This window comes from Streptomyces sp. V4I2 (genome assembly GCF_030817655.1).
Classification (GTDB): domain Bacteria; phylum Actinomycetota; class Actinomycetes; order Streptomycetales; family Streptomycetaceae; genus Streptomyces; species Streptomyces plumbiresistens.
Map to the genome: position 1 here is coordinate 776,878 of NZ_JAUSZM010000003.1, position 18,190 is coordinate 795,067.

The following is an 18,190-nucleotide window of genomic DNA, read 5'->3' on the forward strand; positions in this document are numbered from 1 at the left end:
GGTGCCGGGTTCAGTCCCTGCGTACGTCGACGTCACCGTTGACCGTGGTCAGCGTCATGCTGGGCCCGTGGGGAACGTCCCGCGTGGGGACGGCGACCGTGGCGCGACCGTTGTCCGTGCCCGCGGTGACCGCGTAGGCAGGGGCGTTGTGCGGGACGGTGACGCCGACCGAGCCATTGGTGGTCGTCGCGGTGACGCTCGACGGGGCGGTAGCGCAGGCGAGCTTCACATCGCCGTTGGTGGTCGCCGCGTACAGCCGAGGCGTGTCGAGGGCCGTCGCGCGCACCGAGCCGTTGCGGGTGGACAGCCGTACCGCGGCATCGTCGTCTCCGGATCGGGTGACCGTCACGTCGCCGTTGAGGGTCGTCAGGTCCAACGCGGCAGCGATGTCAGCCGCGTCGATGCCCGCGTTGCGGGCACTGACCGTGACGCTCACGCCGTCCGGGACCTTGACGTAGGGCATGCGGGGACACGCTCCCCCGCCCCGGGCCCGGTCCGCACACGAGAGGTCGAGGGTCCATGTGCCGTCGCGGTGCGACCAATCGGCACCGGCACGGTCGTCCACGATGGCCCGGTGACCGTCCGCGGGGCGCAGCAGCAGCCCGTTGTCGGTCGTGATGACCAGGTGACGACCGGAGGCCCCAAGGGCGGGTCCCGCCGCGACCGAGCCGTTGGACGCCCCGCCCCCATGGTCACCGCACGACACGGCGACGGGAAGAACCGTCAGCACGACGGTCACGGACAGCACCCGCCTTGTCGGTATCGCCTTCATGCCGCTACGAATGCCCCGACCCGGCACCGTCATGGCCAGGCCACCGGTCAGTACCGAAGCCGGCTGCCGGCCCCGCCCCCGGGCGAAATCCACGCGCGGCGCGAAGGGCTCCCGCAGTACGGTCTGGCGATGGACGATCAGGACGGTTACTTCGGAGAACGGGTCGCGGCGGCCTACGACGAGTCGTCAGCGGACATGTTCGACCCGAGTGTCGTGGAGACGACGGCCGGCTTCCTGGCGGAGCTGGCCGGCGGCGGCCGGGCCCTTGAGCTGGGCATCGGGACGGGACGCATCGCCTTGCCGCTGGCACGTCACGGAGTCCCGGTCCACGGCATCGATCGGTCACGGGCGATGGTGGCCCGGCTGCGTGCCAAACCAGGCGGTGCCGCGATCGGCGTCACGATCGGTGACTTCGCGACGACCAGGGTGGACGGGACGTTCTCCGTCGCCTACCTGCTCTTCAACACGATCATGAATCTGACGACGCAGGCGGCCCAGGTGGCCTGTTTCCGCAATGCGGCGGCTCACCTGGAACCCGGGGGCTGTTTCGTCATCGAGGTCATGATCCCCGAACTGCGCAAGCTCCCGGCGGGGCAGAGCGTCGTGCCGTTCCACGTGAGCCCGACGCGGTGGGCGTTCGACGTCTACGACGTCGCCACCCAGGCGACGAGTTCGAACTACGTCGAAGTCGTCGACGGCCGTGGTGAGTACCGGTCGATCCCCTTCCGGTATGTGTGGCCGTCCGAACTCGACCTAATGGCCCAGCTCGCCGGGCTGCGACTGCGCGAGCGGTGGGAGGGATGGACGCGGGAGCCCTTCACCAGCGAGAGCGGCCGGCACGTCTCGGTCTGGGAGAAAACCGCCGACTGACCGGCCTTGTTCACGCGTCGTGACGTCAGGGAGTGGCGAGGAGTTCCAGCGTGTCGATCACACGGTTCGAGAAGCCCCACTCGTTGTCGTACCAGGCGACCACCTTCACGTGGCGGCCGTCGACGCGGGTCAGGTCCGAGTCGAAGATCGCCGAGGCCGGATTGCCCGTGATGTCGGAGGAGACGAGCGGGAAGTCCGAGTACTCGAGGATGCCGGCGAGCGGCCCCTGTGCCGCGGAGCGGTACGCCTCCAGCACGTCGTCGCGTGTGACGTCGCGGGCGACGGTCGTGTTGAGCTCGACGATGGAACCCACCGGAACCGGTACCCGGATCGAGTCGCCCGACAGCTTGCCGTCCAGGTTCGGAAGCACATGGCCGATCGCCTTGGCGGCGCCGGTCGTCGTCGGCACGATGTTGACGGCGGCGGCCCTGGCACGACGGGCGTCGCGGTGCGGACCGTCCTGCAGGTTCTGCTCCTGCGTGTAGGCGTGCACCGTCGTCATGAAGCCGTGCTCGATACCGGCGAGTTCGTCGAGCACCGATGCCAGTGGTGCGAGCGCGTTGGTCGTGCACGAGGCGTTCGAGACGATCGTGTGCACGGCTGGGTCGTACGCGTCCGTGTTGACCCCGAACGCCAGCGTGACATCGGCGCCGTCCGAGGGCGCGCTGACGAGCACCTTCTTCGCACCCGCGTCGAGGTGAGCGCGGGCAGCCTTGGCCGACGTGAAGCGGCCGGTCGCCTCGAGGACGATGTCGACACCGAGTTCGGCCCATGGCAGCTGCGCCGGTTCGCGCTCGGCGAGCACCGTGATGCGACGGCCGTCGACGACGAGGGCGTCCCCGTCCACGGTCACCGGACGACCGAGCCGGCCGGCCGTGGTGTCGTAGGCGAGCAGCCGCGCGAGGGTGGCGGGCTCCGTGAGGTCGTTGACGGCGACGACCTCGAGGTCGCTGTCGCGTTCGAGCAGTGCGCGCAGCACATTGCGCCCGATGCGGCCGAATCCGTTGACGGCGATGCGAGTCATGAATGGTCTCCCTTCGGTTCCCCACCAGGTTCGCTCGCGGCTTCCGCCCCTGACAGTGGCGCGATCGCCACGGTTCGCAAGGATCGCGCCAGTGGCAGGGCTACTCGCCCGGGGCGAAGGTGCGCCGGTACTCACTCGGTGTGGTGCCGAGGATGCGCTGGAAGTGCAGCCGCAGATTCGCACCGGTGCCGAGGCCGACGTCGGCGGCGATCTGCTCGACGCTGCGCTGCGAACGTTCCAGCAGTTCGCGGGCCAGGTCGATGCGTGCGCGCATGACCCACTGCATCGGCGTGTACCCGGTCTCTTCGACGAAGCGCCGCGAGAACGTGCGCGGCGAGACCGCGGCCTGCCGCGCGAGTATCTCTAGGGTGAGGGGCTCGCCGAGCCGGTGCAGCGCCCACTCTCGGGTGGCGCCGAAGCGCTCGCCGAGCGGCTCGGGCACGCTGCGCGGCACATACTGCGCCTGACCGCCGCTGCGGTAGGGAGCCGCGACCAGGCGCCGGGCCGCGTGGTTCGACGCGGCCACCCCGAGGTCGCCGCGCAGAATGTGCAGGCACAGGTCGATGCCCGAGGCGGCGCCGGCCGACGTGAGCACGCTGCCCTCGTCGATGAACAGAACATTCTCGTCGACCTGGACGAGCGGATGCTTCGCCCTGAGTGCCCGTGTGTAATGCCAGTGCGTCGTGGCGCGCTTGCCGTCGAGCAGGCCCGTCGCGGCGAGCGCGAAGGCGCCCGTCGAGATGGCGGCGAGCCGTGTACCCCGCTCATGGCCGGCGACCAGCGCGTCGACGACGGCCTGCGGCGGATCGTCGCGGTCCGGGAACCGGTAGCCGGGGATGAACACGATGTCGGCCCACGCAAGCGCGTCGAGGCCGTGGGCGACGTGGTAGGAAAGGCCGTCGCCGCCGGTCACCAGACCAGGTGCCGCACCGCACAGCCGTACCTCGTACGGCATGCTCGCGCGCGTGGTGAACACCTGGGCGGGGATGCCGACATCGAGGGGCTTCGCGCCTTCCAGCACGAGAACGGCGACGCGACGGAGGCGGGAGGCTGACACGGGGACAGGGTACGCACGGATGAGGGCTGAGCCCCCGGAAGAGTTCCTTCGAGGTCAGGCGTTGCGTGGGGTGACCAGGCCGGATTCGTAGGCCAGGACGACGAGTTGGGCTCGGTCACGGGCGTGGAGCTTGGCCATGGCCCGGTTGATGTGGGTCTTCGCGGTCGTCGGGCTGATCACCATGCGGTCGGCGATCTGGTCGTTGGACAGGCCCTGCGCGACCAGGGCGACGGCCTCGCGTTCGCGGTTGGTCAGCTCTTTCAGTCCCGCGCCGACGTCGGTGTGGAGCGGCTGGGTGACGTACCGGTTGATCAGCTTGCGGGTGATCGACGGTGCGAGCAGGGCGTCACCGCGCGCGGCGACGCGTACGGCATGGAGGAAGTCCTCCGGCACGATGTCCTTGACGAGGAACCCGGCTGCGCCGGCGCGCAGTGCGTCGAAGACGTACTCGTCGAAGCCGTAGTTGGTCAGGATGACGACGTGTACCCCGGCACAGGGCCGGGTCGGCGGCGATGCGCCGGGTCGCCTCGATGCCGTCGACGACCGGCATCTGGATGTCGATGAGCACGATGTCGGGCAGGTGTTCCTCGGTGAGGACCAGGGCCTCCTCACCGTCGGCGGCCTCGGCCACCACCTCGATGTCGTCTTCGAGGTCGAGGAGCGCGCGGAATCCGCTGCGCAGGAGCGGTTGGTCGTCGACCAGCAGGACTCGGATCATGACGTCCGGTCCACGGGGAGTTCGGCCTGGACGGTGAAGCCGCCCTCGCCACGCGGCTCCGCTCGCAGCCGGCCGCCGAGGGCGGTGACGCGTTCGCGCATCCCGAGCAGGCCGACGCCGGGCACCGCGGCGGTGTCCGGTGTGCCCCTGCCGTCGTCGTCGACGCGTATCGCGAGGGAGTCCGGACGGCAGTCGATCCGGACCGACGCGGTAGCGGCGCCGGCGTGCCGGGCGATGTTGGTGAGCGATTCCTGGACGATCCGATAGGCGGTCCGGTCCACCGCTGCCGGCACGGCGTGCCGCTGTCCTTCGATCGTCAATGTCGCGTCCAGGCCGATCACACGGGCCCGTTCCACCAGGTCCGGGACATGGTCGAGCCCGCGCGGCGGGGTCGTGACGTCGTCGCGCAGTGCTCCCAGGGTGGCGCGCAGCTCCCGGGTCGCCTCACGCCCGGCCGCCTGGATCGCCAGCAGTGCCTGCGGCACCTCTTCGCCGCGCTTGCGGGCCACGTGGACGGCGACTTCGGCCTGCACCTTGATGACCGAGATCTGGTGGGTGAGCGAATCGTGCAACTCCCGCGCGATGTGCAGCCGCTCCTCGTCGGCGCGGCGCCGCGCGGTCTCCTCCCGGGTGCGCTCGGCTTCGTCCGCCCGCCGCTCGGCCTGTCGCAACGCTTCGCCCGCGGCGCCGGCCGCGATCAGCCAGGCCAGCTCGAGGGCGCCTCGGGCCTGCGCGAACGCCTCGCTCGCATCGTGCAGGGAGACGAGGGCCGCGAGCGGGAGAGCGGCCAGCATGGTCACGCTCGCCGCCACCGTGAGGGTGCGGTGTCCCGCCCGTACGGCCGCGTACACCGCGAAGAGGTACGCGACGGCGGGCACGTCGAAGCCGGCCGCCTGATAACCCACCGCGCACAGCCCGGTGACGGCCAGGACGGGCACCGGAGCCCGGCGGCGCGCGGCCAGCGCCAGGCCGCCGGCCACCAGCAGCGCGTAGCCGAGCAGGTCGAGGCCCGTCACGGAGTGCTGTCCGGACAGCCCGGTGACCAGCAGCGTCGCCGCCACGCCGACGGCGATCGCCCAGTCTCTGACGCCGGCCGGAACACCGGACCGTCCTGTACTCATGCGCGCACCCTAGCCGGATGCCGCCAGCCGCGAGTCCCGCTCGCGGACGAGCGGCCGACTACCGCGTACGCAGTACTTTCACGGCGCCAGCGGCGTCCGCGGCAGCCGGGCGCGTCCTCGGCGGCAGCGCGAAGTGACTCCGTCTGACGGACGACCGGCGGCCCGTCCGGCGACATGCTCGAGCCACCTCCGAACCTCGGAGACGAGACGTACGAAACGAGACACAGGAAATAGGAAAGAGGAGAGGGACATGAGCCCATCAGGAGCCCTGACGTCAGTCGGACTGGTGATGGCCGCGTCGGCGGCCGCGAGCATGTCGGTCCAACCGGTCGCCGCCGGTGTCTACGCCATGAGTGCCGGGCGCCTCGGGGCCTCCTCGGCCGCCGTGCTGGGGCTGGTCGGCGTGGTCATCGGCGGACTGGCCCTGGCCCGCCCCACCGGCCGTTTCGGCACCGGCACCGGCTCCGGCTCCGGCTCCGGGCGGCTCGGAACCACCCTGGCGCTGGCGGCCGGACTGATCGCCATGGCCCTCGGTGGGCTGGTCGTGGCCACCTCCGACGGTGGTATCGGCACCGGCAACGGGCTGGGCGGGGCCATCGTCGCCCTGGTGGTGGGGCTGATCGCGCTGGTTCTCGGCGGGCTGGCCCTGGCCCGCTCCCGCCGCACCGCCTGACCGCGAGCTGCTCATCCAGGTGGGCCAGGGGCAGCGACGCGAAGGTCGAGGAGCTGTTGGGTGTGCCCCGGTACGTGGTCCGTGGCGAGGCCATTGATGAGGGCCGCGAGCGGAATCGGCTGGTCCAGCACCAGGGCCCCGTTGGACTGGAGGAACGTCGGAACCAGAACCGCGGCGGTTTCCTCGTTGAGCTGATCGGCGATATCGCACAGGACGGTGGCCTGGTTGCGGACGTGGCCCATCAGGTCCGCCCTGCCGGAGTGCTCGGCGATGATCCGGTCGAGATTCCAGGGGTCGAGGGAGACCCGGTTGTCGAAGGCGGGGCGCGAGCCGGCGACGACGGCGAGAGCGGCCGCTGCGGTCCCGGCATCGACGCTGAGGACATGGGCCAGAATCTGGTCGGCGTTCCATCCTCCGTCGTCCGCGTCGCCGAGGTCGGGGCCGGCCGCAACGTCGAGCAGCCTGTCGTAGGCGCTGCGCAGTGCTGTCGTGTCCACAGCGTGCTTCCCTTCGGTCGGTTCGTGTCGAGTCAGTCGGGTGGTGTCGAGCGCGAGTCCCGCTCCGCTGCCTCGGCGACGCGTTTGATGTTCGCCAGGCGCCGGTCCCAGTCGGCCGCGAGTGAGGCCATCCACCGGGCCGTCGCGTCCAGTGCCGCGGGCCGTACCGCGTAGCGCATCTCGCGTCCGACCCGGCTGCCGGAGACCAGACCGGCGGCGTCCAGGACGGCGAGGTGCTTGACCACTGCCTGCCGGGAGACGGGGAGTGGTTCGGCGAGTGTCGTCGCGGTGGCCTCGCCCCGTGCGGCGAGCAGGTCGAGCAGCCGGCGTCGGGTCGGGTCCGCCAGCGCGGCGAGGACGCTGTCCACCGCCTCGCCGGCGGCGGCACGTTCGTCCGTCACGCGGAGGGCTGTTCGGCGCGCGTCTTGAGCGCGTCGAGCTCCAGCGGCCAGCCCGCGGTGTGGTCCTTCAGGTTCTGGCTGCGCAGTTCCTGGGACCCGGCCAGTGCCGCGAAGCCGCTCTCGACGACGCGCAGCCGGGTGCCTTCGCCTTCCTGGGTCAGCGTGAACTCCACGAGGGTGCTGTTGTCCTCGCGCAGTTCCTCCCCGGGGAAGGCGCTGGTCCAGCGGTACGCCAGGTAGGTGGGCGGCTCGACCTTCTCCACGCGCACCGGGAAGTCGCCGTGCTCCGCGTTCTTCGCCACCATCGACTCGCCTTCCCTGGCCACGGTGCCGGGCAGGCTCGCCTTGTCGGCCACCCAGAACCCGGGCTGGGCCACCAGCGACCAGACCCGCTCCAGGGGTGCCGCGATCAGGGTCTCGCGCTCGATCCGGTCCTCGCTCATGAGGTGACTCCATTCGTTGCCGTCGTTGTGTGCAACTCCAGAGTTGCACATCGCGATTCCAGGTGCAACCCGCGAGTTGCACTCCGATCCAACGGTGGTGGCCCGCAGCAGTAACCCCGTCGCCCCCCGGCGTACCGGGATCATCCCGCTCGGTCACCGTGGGCCGCCCTGCTGGTCTCGATCTCCGTGATGTGCTCGATCGCCCAGCCGGCGAGCCCGAGCGCCGGCGGCATGAGGCTCCGCCCGGTGGGAGGCAGGTCGTACTCGACTCGCGGCGGGACCTCGGCGTACGCGGTCCGGGACACGAGGCCGTCGCGCTCCAGGTTCCGGAGTGTCAGCGTCAGCATCCGTTGCGGATCCCCGGTACCTGCCGGTGCAAGTCGGTGAAGCGCAGGCGTCCCTGGCGGCGAGGCCGGGCGGTGCCGTACCTGCTGTACGCACTGTGGGCGGGGCGCCCGGGCCAGGGGGCTCAGCCGTTGCTCTTCTGCCGTGCCGCACGGTCGAGTTCGCGGGTGAGCGCGTCTTCGCCCCGGCCGATCATGGATTTCTCCAGGCTGTGGTCGTCGTACCGTGAGACCCGCTCGCCCTCGGCGAAGCCGTCGGTATCCAGGACGTCCCCGCACCACTCCCCACGGCCCACGACCTGGTCGTCGAACGGTACGACCGCGCCCTCACCGAGGGCCACCCAGCGGTCGTCCTGCCACCGCAGGGCGAGGATGTAGGTATGGCCGGGGACGACCCGCGGGGCGTCTCCCACGAGGTCGTCGACGCGGGTGCTGCCGTCGGACCGGAGGATCTTCCAGCCGGGGGCGATGTAGTCGACGGCGGCGCCGACGTTGGGGTGCGAACGGGCGGGAGAGGTGAACGGGAGGGACTCTCGCGTCAGTTCGACGGTGCGCTCGAGCTGGTAGAGGTAAGCACCGGCGGCCAACTCCCTGCGGCCGCTCTCCCGTTCCCGCACGGCGCGTCCCACGATCACGACGTCGGCGTGGTCGACCCAGTCCCGTGCGGTTGCGGACGGGTACCGATCGACGGGGAACCCGCAGCCGTTGACGGTGTCGAAGGCCGGCCAGCCGGTCAGTACGCCGGCGACGACGCCGACCGCGGCGAGCACCGCCACGACGGGGCGGCTTGGTGCAACGAGTAAGGGACGTCTGGGACTTGTGAGGTCTCTGGGCATCCGTTGATCTTGGTCCGGCGGTGATCCGTCCGGCGTGGTGGAAGCCACACCTCCGGCCACAGTCGTGTCACAGACGGAACAGGCCTACAGCAGGCCCGAGCCGGACCTGGCCGACTACGCCGTCCTCAAGGCCGACTACGTCACTCCCCTGCCCGCCGGGCTCGACCCAGTGGCCGCCGCTCCCCTGATGTGCACCGGCCTCACCGCCTTCAACGGTCTGCGCAAGGGGGGCGCGACGGCCGGCTCGCGCGTCGCGGTCATCGGCGCCGGCGGCATCGGGACCCTGGCCATCCGTTACGCGGTGGCCATGGGGGCACGGGTCGCGGTCGTCGGCCGTTCCCGCCGCGGCGAGGACAACATCGAGACGACCATCGTCGTGCCCGGCTCCTTCACCTCCGGCACCAACCACTTCACCACCGGCGGCCACCCCGGCGACCAGACCGTCACCCCCGACTACGAGGCCGAGTACGCCGGACTGATGGAGCAGGTCTCCCAGCGCCCGGCCGCCCTCGCCCCGGCCGACGCCGACGTGTCGCAGGTCGACCACGCGATCGTCGAGGTCGTCGACACCGGGCACGGCAAGCGGCCCTTCCGCGTGCACAATCGCCCCGGCCGACGACGGCCACGAGACCGTCAGCGCCAAGACCTGCTGCACCCGCACGACTGACCGCCCGGGCGGTGCGGGCGGCCCGGTGCCATGCCCTGCGGTCAGCCGATCGGCTCGGGCATGGGGACCACGTCGTAGGAGAGCCGGATGCTGTCCCCGGTGACCGGGTCGCCCAGTTCCACCCGCCAGCCGTCGGCGAACTGGTCCACGCCCTCGGCCATGGGGATGGTCCCCGAGATGAGGACCGTGCCCGGCACCAGGTCACCTCGGGAGCGCAGTACGTCCGCCCAGTAGGCGGGGGTGAGCAACTCGGCCAGCGTGCCGTGCTGGATCTCGCTCTCCTCCCCGTCGTGGCTGACCCAGGCCCGCAGGGTCAGCTCGTCGAGCCGCTGCTCGACGTCGGCCAGGCGCCAGGCACGGCGGGCGAGCACATCCGGACCGGCGTTCTTGCTCCAGGCCACGCCGTGCACTTCCAGATCGCGATCGGTGTGGTCGCAGGCCGCGGTGAGCAGCAGTTCCCCGTCCGCCGCCACGACCAGGGCCCACTCGGCCTCACCGGACGTGCGGGCGTGCTGGGCGGCCACGCGGTCGGTCTGCTGGGCCAGGTAGGGCGAGACGGGGTAGAGCGCGGGCGTCACGGTGGGGGCGGGGACTCCGAGCTCGGCGAGTTCCGCGACGTGCGCGGCGACGTCGTCCTGGCTGCGCCCGGCGTAGCCGGCGTTGAGTACCCGCTGGACGTCGACATCGCGGGTGGAACCGTCGGGCAGCTCGAAGGTCAGCACGGCCACAGGATCTCCTCGGGGGGCGTTTCGAAGCGGTTAACTTCCGGCGCAGGGGTTGCGCATACGACCTGTATACAAGAAGTATGCCGAAAGGTCGATGTCCCCTCGACGCAAGGATTCGGACGTATGCAGCACACCCCGCAGGGCGATCAGGCGGCTCTCCCCGACCGTTCCGGCATGCGCCGGGCCTTCTTCGCCAGCCTCACCGGAACCGCTCTGGAGTGGTACGACTTCGCCGTCTACTCCGCCGCCGCGGCACTGGTCTTCGGTGACCTCTTCTTCCCCTCGGAAGACCCTCTGACCGGCACACTCCTGGCGTTCTCCACGTATGCCGTCGGCTATGTGTCCCGCCCGCTCGGCGGCTTCGTCTTCGGCCGTCTCGGCGATGTGATCGGCCGCAAGAAGGTCCTCATCGCCACCCTGGTCCTCATCGGGGTGGCCACGTTTCTCATCGGCCTGCTGCCCGCGTACGACACCGCCGGCGTCGCCGCACCGATCGCGCTGGTCGTGCTGCGCTTCGCGCAGGGCGTCGGGGTCGGCGGCGAGTGGGGCGGGGCCGTGCTGTTGTCGAGCGAGTTCGGCGATCCGCGCCGCCGCGGCTTCTACGCCTCCGCGGCGCAGGTCGGACCGCCCGCTGGAAACCTCCTCGCCAACGGTGTGCTGGCGGCCCTCGGCGTCCTGCTCACCGAGGACCAGTTCCTGTCCTGGGGCTGGCGGGTGGCGTTCGTGCTGTCCGGAGTACTGGTCGGCTTCGGTCTGTGGATCCGGGCCAAGCTGGAGGAGACACCGGTCTTCAAGGCCATGGAGGCCGAGCAGTCCCGCCCCGAGGCGCCGATCCGCGAGGTGTTCACCACCCAGCCCCGCGCCCTGCTCGCCGCGATCCTCAGCCGGGTCGCACCCGACGTGCTGTATGCGATGTTCACCGTCTTCGTGCTCACCTACGCGACCGACAGGCTGGACATGTCGCGCGACTCCGCGCTGACGGCCGTCCTGGTCGGCTCCTCGTTGCAGGTGTTCCTCATCCCGCTGGCGGGCGCCCTCTCCGACCGCGTCAACCGGCGTCTGCTGTACGGCTGTTCCGCCGTCGCCGCCGGGGTGTGGCCCTTCCTGTTCTTCCTTCTGGTCGACGGCGGCAGCTGGATGCTGCTCATGTCCGGCGTCGTCGTGGGCCTGGCCATCCACTCCTTCATGTACGGACCGCAGGCGGCCTTCGTCGCCGAGCAGTTCTCGCCCCGGCTGCGCTACACCGGCTCCTCGCTGGCCTACACGCTCGCCGGACTCATCGGCGGCGCGGTCGCTCCGCTGCTGTTCACCGCGCTGCTGAGCTCCTACGACAGCTGGGTCCCGCTGGCGCTGTACATCGCCGTGGCGGCGGTCGTCACCGTCGGCGGGCTCTGCCTGGGCCGGGACTCCGCCCCGGCCATGGAGGAGGACGCCCGACTCGCCGCCTCCCGGCGGGCCGAACCGGCCCAAGTGGTGTGACGGCCTCCCGTCGCCCCTGCCCCGCTTCCCTCCCGACGCAGAAAGGCGGTGCCCCGTGCGCATCGCGTTGAGCCAGCTGACCACCGGCGCCGACCCCGAGAAGAACCTCCGCCTCATCGAGGAGTGGACGTCACGTGCCGCGGAAGCGGGCGCGAGCGTCGCCGTGTTCCCGGAGGCGTCCATGGCCTGCTTCGGCACCGACCTCACAGCCGTCGCCGAACCCCTGGACGGCCCGTGGGCCACCGCGGTGCGCGAGATCGCCGAGGCGGCGCACATCGTGGTGGTGGCCGGCATGTTCACCCCGGCCGCCGACGGGCGGGTGACCAACACCCTGCTGGCCACAGGGCCGGGCGTCGAGGCGTCGTACGACAAGATCCACCTCTACGACGCCTTCGGGTATGCCGAGTCCCAGACGGTCGCCCCGGGCGAGCGGATCGTCACGATCGACGTGGACGGCGTACGCCTCGGGCTGGCCACCTGCTACGACGTGCGCTTCCCCGAGTTGTTCCGCGCCCACGCCGACACGGGAGCGGTGGCCACCCTGCTGGCGGCCTCCTGGGGGGCCGGCCCGGGCAAGGCCGACCAGTGGGAGCTGCTGGTGCGGGCCCGGGCGCTGGACGCGACGGTGTGGGTCGCCGCCGTCGGCCAGGCCGACCCGGCCGCTGCGGGAGTCGTCGCCCGCGGCACGGCACCCACCGGCATCGGACACAGCGCGCTCGTCGGCCCCGACGGGACTCTGCGCCACCGCCTCGACGCGGAACCCGAGCTCCTCGTGGCCGACGTGGACATCGACGAGGTGGCCGCGGTCCGGGAGAAGATCCCGGTACTCGCCAACCGCCGACTGGGGGTATAGCCGTGCCCAAGCCGGAACTGGAGTTCCACCTGCCCGCCGGGCCCTGGACGGCGCCGCAAAACGCCGCCCCCGGGGTGGCCGAGCGGGTACTGGCCGAGGACGCGCGCAGGGCGCGCCGTACCGTCCTCGTGCGCTGGGATCCGGGCACCGACAGCTCCGCCCAGGGCGTGGCACGGCACGCGTTCTGGGAGGAGGTGTACATCCTCGACGGCGCCCTGCACGATCTGACCCTCGACGAGACGTTCGCCCGGGGCACCTACGCGTGCCGACCGCCGGGCATGCCGCACGGCCCGTGGACCGCGCCCGAAGGCGTCACCATGCTGGTGATCACCTACCCGGACTGACCCACGGGGCACGTGTTCAGCCGGCGAGCAGGACCTTCAGCGTGGAATCCAGATGGTTGTCGATCGCCAGGCAGGCGGCCGCCGCGTCACCGGCGGCGAGCGCCTCCACGATCGCCCGGTGCTCGTCGAGCACCCCTTCCTGGCGCCCCTGCTGGTTGTACAGCGCGACCACACCGGCCCGGACCTGACGGCTGCGCAACCCGTCGTAGTGCCGCTCCAGCAGGGTGTTCCCCACGGCCGACACCAGCGTCGCGTGGAAGAGGTGGTCCACCGCGATGAACTCCTTGGCCTGCTCGGGCCCGTCCAGGCCGGCCTGACGGTCCAGCAGTTCGTTGAGCTGCCGGAGCGGCACCCTGTCCGTGGCGATGACCCGCTCGGCCGCGTACCGCTCGACCATCCCGCGCAGCTCCATCAGCTCGGAGATCTGCCGGCCGGACAACGGCGCCACCCGCGCCCCGCGCTTGGGCACCAGCTCGACCAGATCCTCGGCCGCGAGCAGCAGCAGCGCCTCCCGGATCGGGGTGCGCGAGACTCCGATCCGGTCGGCGAGGTCCTGCTCGGAGAGGAACTCCCCCTGCATCGCCGGATCTGTCAGCACCGTGTCCTTGAGGTACGCGTACGCCTTCTCCCGACCGGACGCCACCACTACCCCCAACCGTCGCATACACCTTGTATACGGAAGCTACCACGAGGCCCGGGACCGGGCGGGCCTCCGAACAGAGCCTCGTCCCGACTCCCGGCGGGAACAGGCCTCCACCTCACCGCCGGCGCCGGGAGTCGGTGGCCGGGAGGTGGATCATCGGCCGGCGGCCGGGAGACGGGTCGGCTCGTGGGGCTGGAGGGCCCAGTGCTCGGCCGCGACGCGCAGCGCGGTGTTCATCATGCCCGCTTCCAGACGGACAGCGAGGTCGTCCGCGGAGCGATCGGTGCCCTCGGCGATCAAGCCGGCGAGAATGCCCTCGGCGTCGAAGTGCGCCTCCAGCCAGACGGCACGCAGTCCGGGCTCGTCACGGCTCAGGCGGACGAGCCTGCGCAGGGTCTCCAGGCGCTGTGCCACGTCCACACCGGAATCGTCGATGGCCGAGAGCGCTTCGGCGAGGACGTCGCGGCCAGGGCCCGGCCTGCGCCGGCGGACCCGCCGACGGCGGCCGCGCCGAGGTCGTGGACTGTTGCCCGGCGGAGCGTGTCGACGCACGGTCCGCCGCAGCGTTCGCCGCGACGAGTCGCGCACCCCCGGCTCCCCGCCCCAAGGCGCCTGGCAGCAATGTCCCGTTGACAGGGCATATCGGGACTCACACAATCAACACCATGACCGGACACTGGTTCGACACGACGGGGCCGTTGCGCGTCCCGGATCGGACCGGCTGCGAGCGTTCAGGCCGCTGACCGGACTGCCGCCGAGCCGTGTGCTCGCCGCGCGCCGCAGCCCAGGCCGTGCCGGTCATCTTCCTTCCCCACGCTCCGGATGACTCCCGGCATACGTCCGCACTGGATCACGAACTCCTTCGTACACGGCCCGCGAGAGCACGCGCCTTGAAGCCAACTGCCGTCTGCCACCTGCAGAACATGTACAAGGAGATGGATGCGATGACTGTCGTGAACGCCGGGCCGCAGCCCACACTGCGCGAGGCCCGCGTGCCAGAAGGCGGGATGTACGAGGGTGTCCGCGTGCTGCGCCGGCTGCCCGAGGGGTGGGAGGAGCGCCCGTACGAGCATGTCGAGCTCGTGCCACAGGGGTGCACGATCGGGGCCGAGGTACGGGGCATCAGTCTCGCGCGGCCGTTGGGGGACGCGCTGCGCGAGGAGTTGAACCGCGCGCTGCTGGAGTGGAAGGTTCTCTTCTTCCGCGGCCAGCGGCTGACCTCCGCGCAGCAGCGTGACTTCGCCCGGCGCTGGGGCGAGTTGGAGACGAACCCGCTGCTCGCCCAGGGGTCCAGCGAGGACGTCGTGCGCTTCGACAAGGGCGACGGAGCCATGCCCACCTTCGAGAACGTGTGGCACGCCGACGTGACCTTCCGGGAGCGGCCGGCGCTCGGCGCGGTGCTCCAGTTGCACGAGGTCCCGCCGTTCGGCGGGGACACCATGTGGGCGGACATGGCCGCCGCCTACGACAATCTGCCGCAGGAGGTGAAGGACCGTATCGACGGGGCCACCGCCGTGCACGACTTCATCCCCGGCTTCGCCCGCTTCTATCCGCCCGAGCGGCTCATCCCGCTCCAGTCCGCCTTTCCGCCCGTGGAGCATCCGGTGGTGCGCACCCACCCGGAGACGGGACGGCGGCTGCTCTTCGTCAACACCTCGTTCAGCACCCGGATCACCGGCATGGAGCGCGAGGAGAGCGATCGGCTGTTGCGGTACCTCACGCAGCAGGCCCATGTGCCGGAGTACCAGGTGCGGTTCCGATGGCAGCCGGGCGACATCGCGTTCTGGGACAACCGGGCCACCCAGCATTACGCGGTGAACGACTACGGACCGCACCGACGGGTGGCGGAACGGGTCGCCATCGCGGGCGACCGCCCGTTCTGAGGAAGGGAGCCGCGCGGCGGAACACCGGCCGCGCGGCTCACCGCTGTGCGAGGTCCGAGCGCCTGGATCAGAGGACGGACACCAGCAGCGACACGGCAGACTCCTGACGGCCGATGCTCGCCCGGTCGAACGGACCGGACCAGCTCAGCCCGTACTGGTCGGAGCTGTTGCGGTCGTACTGGTAGGCGGAGCGGGCCTGGGTGAGGAGGTAGCCCCGGTAGGGACGGCCGGGCAGCAGGGCGTCGAGTTCGCCGAGGTTGCGGGCGAAGATGCCCTTGAACGCCGTGCCGTCGGACCCGCAGGTGCCACTCGCCTCGCAGGGCTCCGTCAGGATCCCCTTCGGTGACAGCTGAGGGCTGTCGACCACGGCGTCGGCGATCTTCCGTGCGTCCCTGAGCAGTCCGCGGTCGCCGGTGGCCCTGTACAGCTCGGCCAGTCCGCCGAGGACGACTCCCTGGTTGTACGTCCAGGTGATGCCGCCGTTGTTGGCGCAGCCGCCGCCCTGTGTGTTCAGCCCGTCGTTGACCAGGTTGTCGCCGTTGATCATGCCGCTGCTCTTGAGCCACTTCCACGCGGTGAGCGCGCGCTTCAGATAGACGGTGTCACCGGGGATCCGGTTGTGCAGGGCCGCCGCGAGCTTGATGTACAGCTCGACGCTGATGGCGTTCTTGTAGGTCGCGGCGGGGATGTCCCACCAGACGCCGCCACCGCAGACGTCGTCCCAGTACTTGTACATGTACTCCTCGTCGAGCTTCGCGATCGTCAGGTACTCCTGGTCGCGGGTCAGGTCGTACATGCTGGTCATGGCGAGTCCCCACCAGCCGGTGTCGTCCGTGGAGTCGGCGCGGAACTCGCCGCCGCCCTCCGGCCACCAGGGCAGGGGCTTGCGCTGTTGTTCGACGGTGTTCTCGATCTGCCGCAGATATCTCTTGGACCGGGTCTTCGCCGTGTAGTCGAGCAGTGCCTGGAGCGCGTTGCCAGACTGCCACCACGGGGCGTCCGGATCCCAGCGGCCGGTGTTCTCGTCGTAGAACCCCATCATCGCTTCGACGGCCGCGGTGGCCCGGTCGCGCGCGTTCACGGCCGCTCCCGGTGCGCTCGAGGTACTCGGTGTACTTGCCTGCGCGGGCAGGGCTCCCGCCACCAGCACCAGAGCCGCACCGAGGGCGAACGCCCCCACCGCCGCCCGGGCTCTTCGCAACTGTGCCAACATCCCAGACGCTCCTGAGCAGTTAGGGGGACATCCTCGGATGCTGCTCAACTATGAGCGTGCACGCCATGACATGACAAGAGTCGGTCAGTAACGAGCCTGTTTCCTGGGCCGGATGACCGAAGTCGGTCATCCGATTAAGCTTTCCCTGTGACTTCGAGCAAACGACACGCGCGGATCGTCGACGCCCTCCGTACGACCGGAGTGGCCTCCGTGCGCGAACTGGCGGAGCGCCTCCACGTCAGCGAGTCCACGATCCGCCGGGACCTGAAGCTCCTGGACCGCAACGGCGAACTGATCCGTACCTACGGGGGCGCGGCGCTGTCCCTGCGCGCGCCGGCCGAGGAAGAGCCCTTCGGCATCTCGGCGTCCCACGACGGAACCATGAAGGACGCCATGGCCGAGCGCGCCGCGGCGCTCGTGCCGGACGAGAGCGTGGTCGTGCTGGACATCGGTACCAGCACCCAGCGGATCGCCCGCCGGCTGAAAGGCCGGCCCGTCACCGTCATCACCAGCAACCTGGCCGTGGTGGATGAACTGCGGGACGACGAGGCCGTCCGGCTGATCCTGCTGGGCGGAGTCCTGCGCCGCAACTACCAGTCCTTCGTCGGCTCGCTGACCGAGACGGCCCTGCGCCAGGTCAGCGCCGACCTGGTGATGCTGAGCTGCACGGGCGTACGCACCAACGGGCACGTCGTGGACGACATGGCCGTCGAGGCGCCGATCAAACAGGCCATGATCGAGGCAGCCGACCGAGTCGTCCTCATCGCGTCCGAGGCGAAGTTCCCCGGCACGGGCTCACTGCGCATCTGCTCGCTCGCCGATGTGGACGCCCTGGTCACGACCGGCGGCGCCGACCCGCACACCCTCGACCTCTGCCGGCAGGCCGGGGGCGAGGTGATCGTCGCGTAACCGTGTGCGGGATGTACGGCCGAGTCACCCGTCGAACTCGGTGAGGTCGATGGCGTGAACGTGCAGCGGAAAGCCGTACACCGGGTGTTCGATCTCGCGCTCCAGCGCCATCCCGAGCTTGCGGATGACGTTCTCGGAGGCCTCGTCACCGATCCGGACGACGCTGATGACCCGGTCGAGGCCACGGTCCTGGAGTGCGAACTCCAACGTGGCGTGGGCCGCTTCGGACGCGTATCCCTGGCCCCAGAACGGTGAGCCGAGCCGCCAGCTGATCGCCACTTCGGCCGCCAGTTCCGGCAGGGACTCGGGCACGGACAGGCCCGTGAAGCCGGCCAGCTCGCCCGAGGCCAGCAGCTCGACGGCGAAGAGGCCGAAGCCCTCGTCGTCCCACTCCTCCTCCCACCGCTCGATGGCCTCCGCCGTGTACTCCAGGTCGCGCACCGAGCCGTCATCGATCCACCGCATCACCTGCGGGTCCGCGTTGATGTCCGCCATGGGCACGAGGTCGTCGTCGCGCCAGCGACGGAGCAGGAGGCGGGGCGTGCGAATCTCGATCATGGCGTCCATCCTGCCGAAGGCAACGGCCACATTGGTAATCCGCGCTCGTCGGCGTTGCGTCGACTGCCTGACCAGTCCGCCATTCCACCCGCTTTAAGTACCCTGAATTACAGTCAGTCGACGAGTGAGGCGCACGAGTCGCACCGGAACCCGCACCGGA

At 70.6% G+C, this 18,190-nt stretch carries 22 protein-coding genes and 1 pseudogene; 8 read left to right on the forward strand and 15 right to left on the reverse strand.

Annotation, left to right across the window (positions count from 1 at the left end; genetic code table 11):
• Positions 1-10: 10 nt before the first annotated feature.
• The gene (locus tag QFZ76_RS04460) at positions 11-739 is read right to left on the reverse strand and encodes a DUF4097 family beta strand repeat-containing protein (protein ID WP_307672446.1); all 729 of its coding nucleotides are present in this window, start codon (positions 737-739) and stop codon (positions 11-13) included.
• Positions 740-901: 162 nt separating this feature from the next.
• On the opposite strand from QFZ76_RS04460, the gene QFZ76_RS04465 reads away from it, so the two are divergent.
• On the forward strand, positions 902-1,642 hold the full coding sequence (locus QFZ76_RS04465) for a class I SAM-dependent methyltransferase (protein WP_307672447.1): 741 nt from the start codon (positions 902-904) through the stop codon (positions 1,640-1,642).
• 25 nt (positions 1,643-1,667) lie between these two features.
• On the opposite strand, the gene gap is transcribed toward QFZ76_RS04465, so the two are convergent.
• The 4 genes and pseudogenes from gap to QFZ76_RS04485 all read right to left on the reverse strand — a co-directional run bounded on the left by gap (position 1,668) and on the right by QFZ76_RS04485 (position 5,562).
• Positions 1,668-2,666, reverse strand: coding sequence for a type I glyceraldehyde-3-phosphate dehydrogenase (gene gap / locus QFZ76_RS04470; RefSeq protein WP_307672448.1), 999 nt, complete (start codon positions 2,664-2,666; stop codon positions 1,668-1,670).
• 100 nt (positions 2,667-2,766) lie between these two features.
• On the reverse strand, positions 2,767-3,723 hold the full coding sequence (locus tag QFZ76_RS04475; RefSeq protein ID WP_307672449.1) for a GlxA family transcriptional regulator: 957 nt from the start codon (positions 3,721-3,723) through the stop codon (positions 2,767-2,769).
• 54 nt (positions 3,724-3,777) lie between these two features.
• Positions 3,778-4,441 (reverse strand): annotated as a pseudogene (locus QFZ76_RS04480) (response regulator).
• A complete protein-coding gene (locus QFZ76_RS04485) occupies positions 4,438-5,562 on the reverse strand; it encodes a sensor histidine kinase (RefSeq protein ID WP_307672450.1) in 1,125 nt (374 codons plus the stop codon). The pseudogene QFZ76_RS04480 and the gene QFZ76_RS04485 overlap by 4 nt, the downstream one beginning before the upstream one ends.
• A 250-nt stretch (positions 5,563-5,812) precedes the next feature.
• On the opposite strand from QFZ76_RS04485, the gene QFZ76_RS04490 reads away from it, so the two are divergent.
• Entirely contained in the window at positions 5,813-6,235 is a 423-nt protein-coding gene (locus QFZ76_RS04490; RefSeq protein ID WP_307672451.1) for a DUF6223 family protein, read from the forward strand.
• 11 nt (positions 6,236-6,246) lie between these two features.
• On the opposite strand, the gene QFZ76_RS04495 is transcribed toward QFZ76_RS04490, so the two are convergent.
• The 5 genes from QFZ76_RS04495 to QFZ76_RS04515 form a co-directional block, all read right to left on the reverse strand.
• Positions 6,247-6,732, reverse strand: coding sequence for a hypothetical protein (locus tag QFZ76_RS04495; RefSeq protein WP_307672452.1), 486 nt, complete (start codon positions 6,730-6,732; stop codon positions 6,247-6,249).
• Positions 6,733-6,764: 32 nt separating this feature from the next.
• Complete coding sequence (locus tag QFZ76_RS04500) at positions 6,765-7,133, reverse strand: helix-turn-helix transcriptional regulator (protein ID WP_307672453.1); 369 nt, start codon at positions 7,131-7,133, stop codon at positions 6,765-6,767.
• Positions 7,130-7,576 (reverse strand): SRPBCC domain-containing protein, encoded by a 447-nt coding sequence (locus QFZ76_RS04505; RefSeq protein ID WP_307672454.1) that lies wholly within the window; start codon positions 7,574-7,576, stop codon positions 7,130-7,132. Before QFZ76_RS04505 ends, QFZ76_RS04500 begins: the two co-directional genes overlap by 4 nt.
• Positions 7,577-7,716: 140 nt before the next feature.
• Positions 7,717-7,923 carry a helix-turn-helix domain-containing protein gene (locus tag QFZ76_RS04510; protein WP_307672455.1) on the reverse strand — a complete coding sequence of 69 codons (207 nt, stop codon included), beginning with the start codon at positions 7,921-7,923 and terminating at the stop codon, positions 7,717-7,719.
• A gap of 122 nt (positions 7,924-8,045) precedes the next feature.
• Positions 8,046-8,696 (reverse strand): hypothetical protein, encoded by a 651-nt coding sequence (locus QFZ76_RS04515; RefSeq protein WP_307672456.1) that lies wholly within the window; start codon positions 8,694-8,696, stop codon positions 8,046-8,048.
• A gap of 124 nt (positions 8,697-8,820) precedes the next feature.
• Here QFZ76_RS04515 and QFZ76_RS04520 point away from each other — a divergent pair, with 124 nt between their 5' ends.
• On the forward strand, positions 8,821-9,423 hold the full coding sequence (locus QFZ76_RS04520; RefSeq protein WP_307672457.1) for a hypothetical protein: 603 nt from the start codon (positions 8,821-8,823) through the stop codon (positions 9,421-9,423).
• A gap of 41 nt (positions 9,424-9,464) precedes the next feature.
• On the opposite strand, the gene QFZ76_RS04525 is transcribed toward QFZ76_RS04520, so the two are convergent.
• Positions 9,465-10,151 (reverse strand): DUF2848 domain-containing protein, encoded by a 687-nt coding sequence (locus tag QFZ76_RS04525; protein WP_307672458.1) that lies wholly within the window; start codon positions 10,149-10,151, stop codon positions 9,465-9,467.
• Positions 10,152-10,271: 120 nt separating this feature from the next.
• Here QFZ76_RS04525 and QFZ76_RS04530 point away from each other — a divergent pair, with 120 nt between their 5' ends.
• Genes QFZ76_RS04530 through QFZ76_RS04540 form a run of 3 tightly spaced genes read left to right on the forward strand, consistent with a single transcriptional unit; the run spans position 10,272 to position 12,824 of the window.
• Entirely contained in the window at positions 10,272-11,627 is a 1,356-nt protein-coding gene (locus tag QFZ76_RS04530; protein ID WP_307672459.1) for an MFS transporter, read from the forward strand.
• Between the two features lie 55 nt (positions 11,628-11,682).
• Positions 11,683-12,480, forward strand: a complete 798-nt coding sequence (locus QFZ76_RS04535; protein ID WP_307672460.1) for a carbon-nitrogen hydrolase family protein — start codon at positions 11,683-11,685, stop codon at positions 12,478-12,480.
• 2 nt (positions 12,481-12,482) lie between these two features.
• Positions 12,483-12,824 carry a cupin domain-containing protein gene (locus tag QFZ76_RS04540; RefSeq protein WP_307672461.1) on the forward strand — a complete coding sequence of 114 codons (342 nt, stop codon included), beginning with the start codon at positions 12,483-12,485 and terminating at the stop codon, positions 12,822-12,824.
• Positions 12,825-12,840: 16 nt separating this feature from the next.
• Here the strand turns inward: QFZ76_RS04540 and QFZ76_RS04545 are convergent, their stop codons facing one another.
• Positions 12,841-13,467, reverse strand: a complete 627-nt coding sequence (locus QFZ76_RS04545) for a GntR family transcriptional regulator (protein ID WP_307679926.1) — start codon at positions 13,465-13,467, stop codon at positions 12,841-12,843.
• 153 nt (positions 13,468-13,620) lie between these two features.
• Positions 13,621-13,887, reverse strand: coding sequence for a hypothetical protein (locus QFZ76_RS51655; RefSeq protein WP_373464260.1), 267 nt, complete (start codon positions 13,885-13,887; stop codon positions 13,621-13,623).
• A gap of 524 nt (positions 13,888-14,411) precedes the next feature.
• On the opposite strand from QFZ76_RS51655, the gene QFZ76_RS04555 reads away from it, so the two are divergent.
• Positions 14,412-15,350, forward strand: a complete 939-nt coding sequence (locus QFZ76_RS04555) for a TauD/TfdA dioxygenase family protein (RefSeq protein ID WP_373464261.1) — start codon at positions 14,412-14,414, stop codon at positions 15,348-15,350.
• Between the two features lie 67 nt (positions 15,351-15,417).
• Here the strand turns inward: QFZ76_RS04555 and QFZ76_RS04560 are convergent, their stop codons facing one another.
• Positions 15,418-16,563 (reverse strand): glycoside hydrolase family 76 protein, encoded by a 1,146-nt coding sequence (locus tag QFZ76_RS04560; RefSeq protein ID WP_307672464.1) that lies wholly within the window; start codon positions 16,561-16,563, stop codon positions 15,418-15,420.
• Positions 16,564-16,710: 147 nt separating this feature from the next.
• Between QFZ76_RS04560 and QFZ76_RS04565 the strand changes: the two genes are divergently transcribed.
• Entirely contained in the window at positions 16,711-17,472 is a 762-nt protein-coding gene (locus QFZ76_RS04565) for a DeoR/GlpR family DNA-binding transcription regulator (RefSeq protein ID WP_307672465.1), read from the forward strand.
• A 24-nt stretch (positions 17,473-17,496) separates the two neighbouring features.
• Here the strand turns inward: QFZ76_RS04565 and QFZ76_RS04570 are convergent, their stop codons facing one another.
• Positions 17,497-18,030 (reverse strand): GNAT family N-acetyltransferase, encoded by a 534-nt coding sequence (locus QFZ76_RS04570; RefSeq protein ID WP_307672466.1) that lies wholly within the window; start codon positions 18,028-18,030, stop codon positions 17,497-17,499.
• Positions 18,031-18,190 lie beyond the last annotated feature (160 nt).

Excerpts from the sequence above, each read along its gene's own strand:
- QFZ76_RS04465 (WP_307672447.1), top strand. The coding sequence starts at position 902 with ATGGACGATCAGGACGGTTACTTCGGAGAACGGGTCGCGGCGGCCTAC.
- gap (WP_307672448.1), bottom strand. The coding sequence starts at position 2,666 with ATGACTCGCATCGCCGTCAACGGATTCGGCCGCATCGGGCGCAATGTG.
- QFZ76_RS04485 (WP_307672450.1), bottom strand. The coding sequence starts at position 5,562 with ATGAGTACAGGACGGTCCGGTGTTCCGGCCGGCGTCAGAGACTGGGCG.
- QFZ76_RS04490 (WP_307672451.1), top strand. The coding sequence starts at position 5,813 with ATGAGCCCATCAGGAGCCCTGACGTCAGTCGGACTGGTGATGGCCGCG.
- QFZ76_RS04505 (WP_307672454.1), bottom strand. The coding sequence starts at position 7,576 with ATGAGCGAGGACCGGATCGAGCGCGAGACCCTGATCGCGGCACCCCTG.
- QFZ76_RS04510 (WP_307672455.1), bottom strand. The coding sequence starts at position 7,923 with ATGCTGACGCTGACACTCCGGAACCTGGAGCGCGACGGCCTCGTGTCC.
- QFZ76_RS04530 (WP_307672459.1), top strand. The coding sequence starts at position 10,272 with ATGCAGCACACCCCGCAGGGCGATCAGGCGGCTCTCCCCGACCGTTCC.
- QFZ76_RS04555 (WP_373464261.1), top strand. The coding sequence starts at position 14,412 with ATGACTGTCGTGAACGCCGGGCCGCAGCCCACACTGCGCGAGGCCCGC.
- QFZ76_RS04560 (WP_307672464.1), bottom strand. The coding sequence starts at position 16,563 with ATGTTGGCACAGTTGCGAAGAGCCCGGGCGGCGGTGGGGGCGTTCGCC.
- QFZ76_RS04570 (WP_307672466.1), bottom strand. The coding sequence starts at position 18,030 with ATGATCGAGATTCGCACGCCCCGCCTCCTGCTCCGTCGCTGGCGCGAC.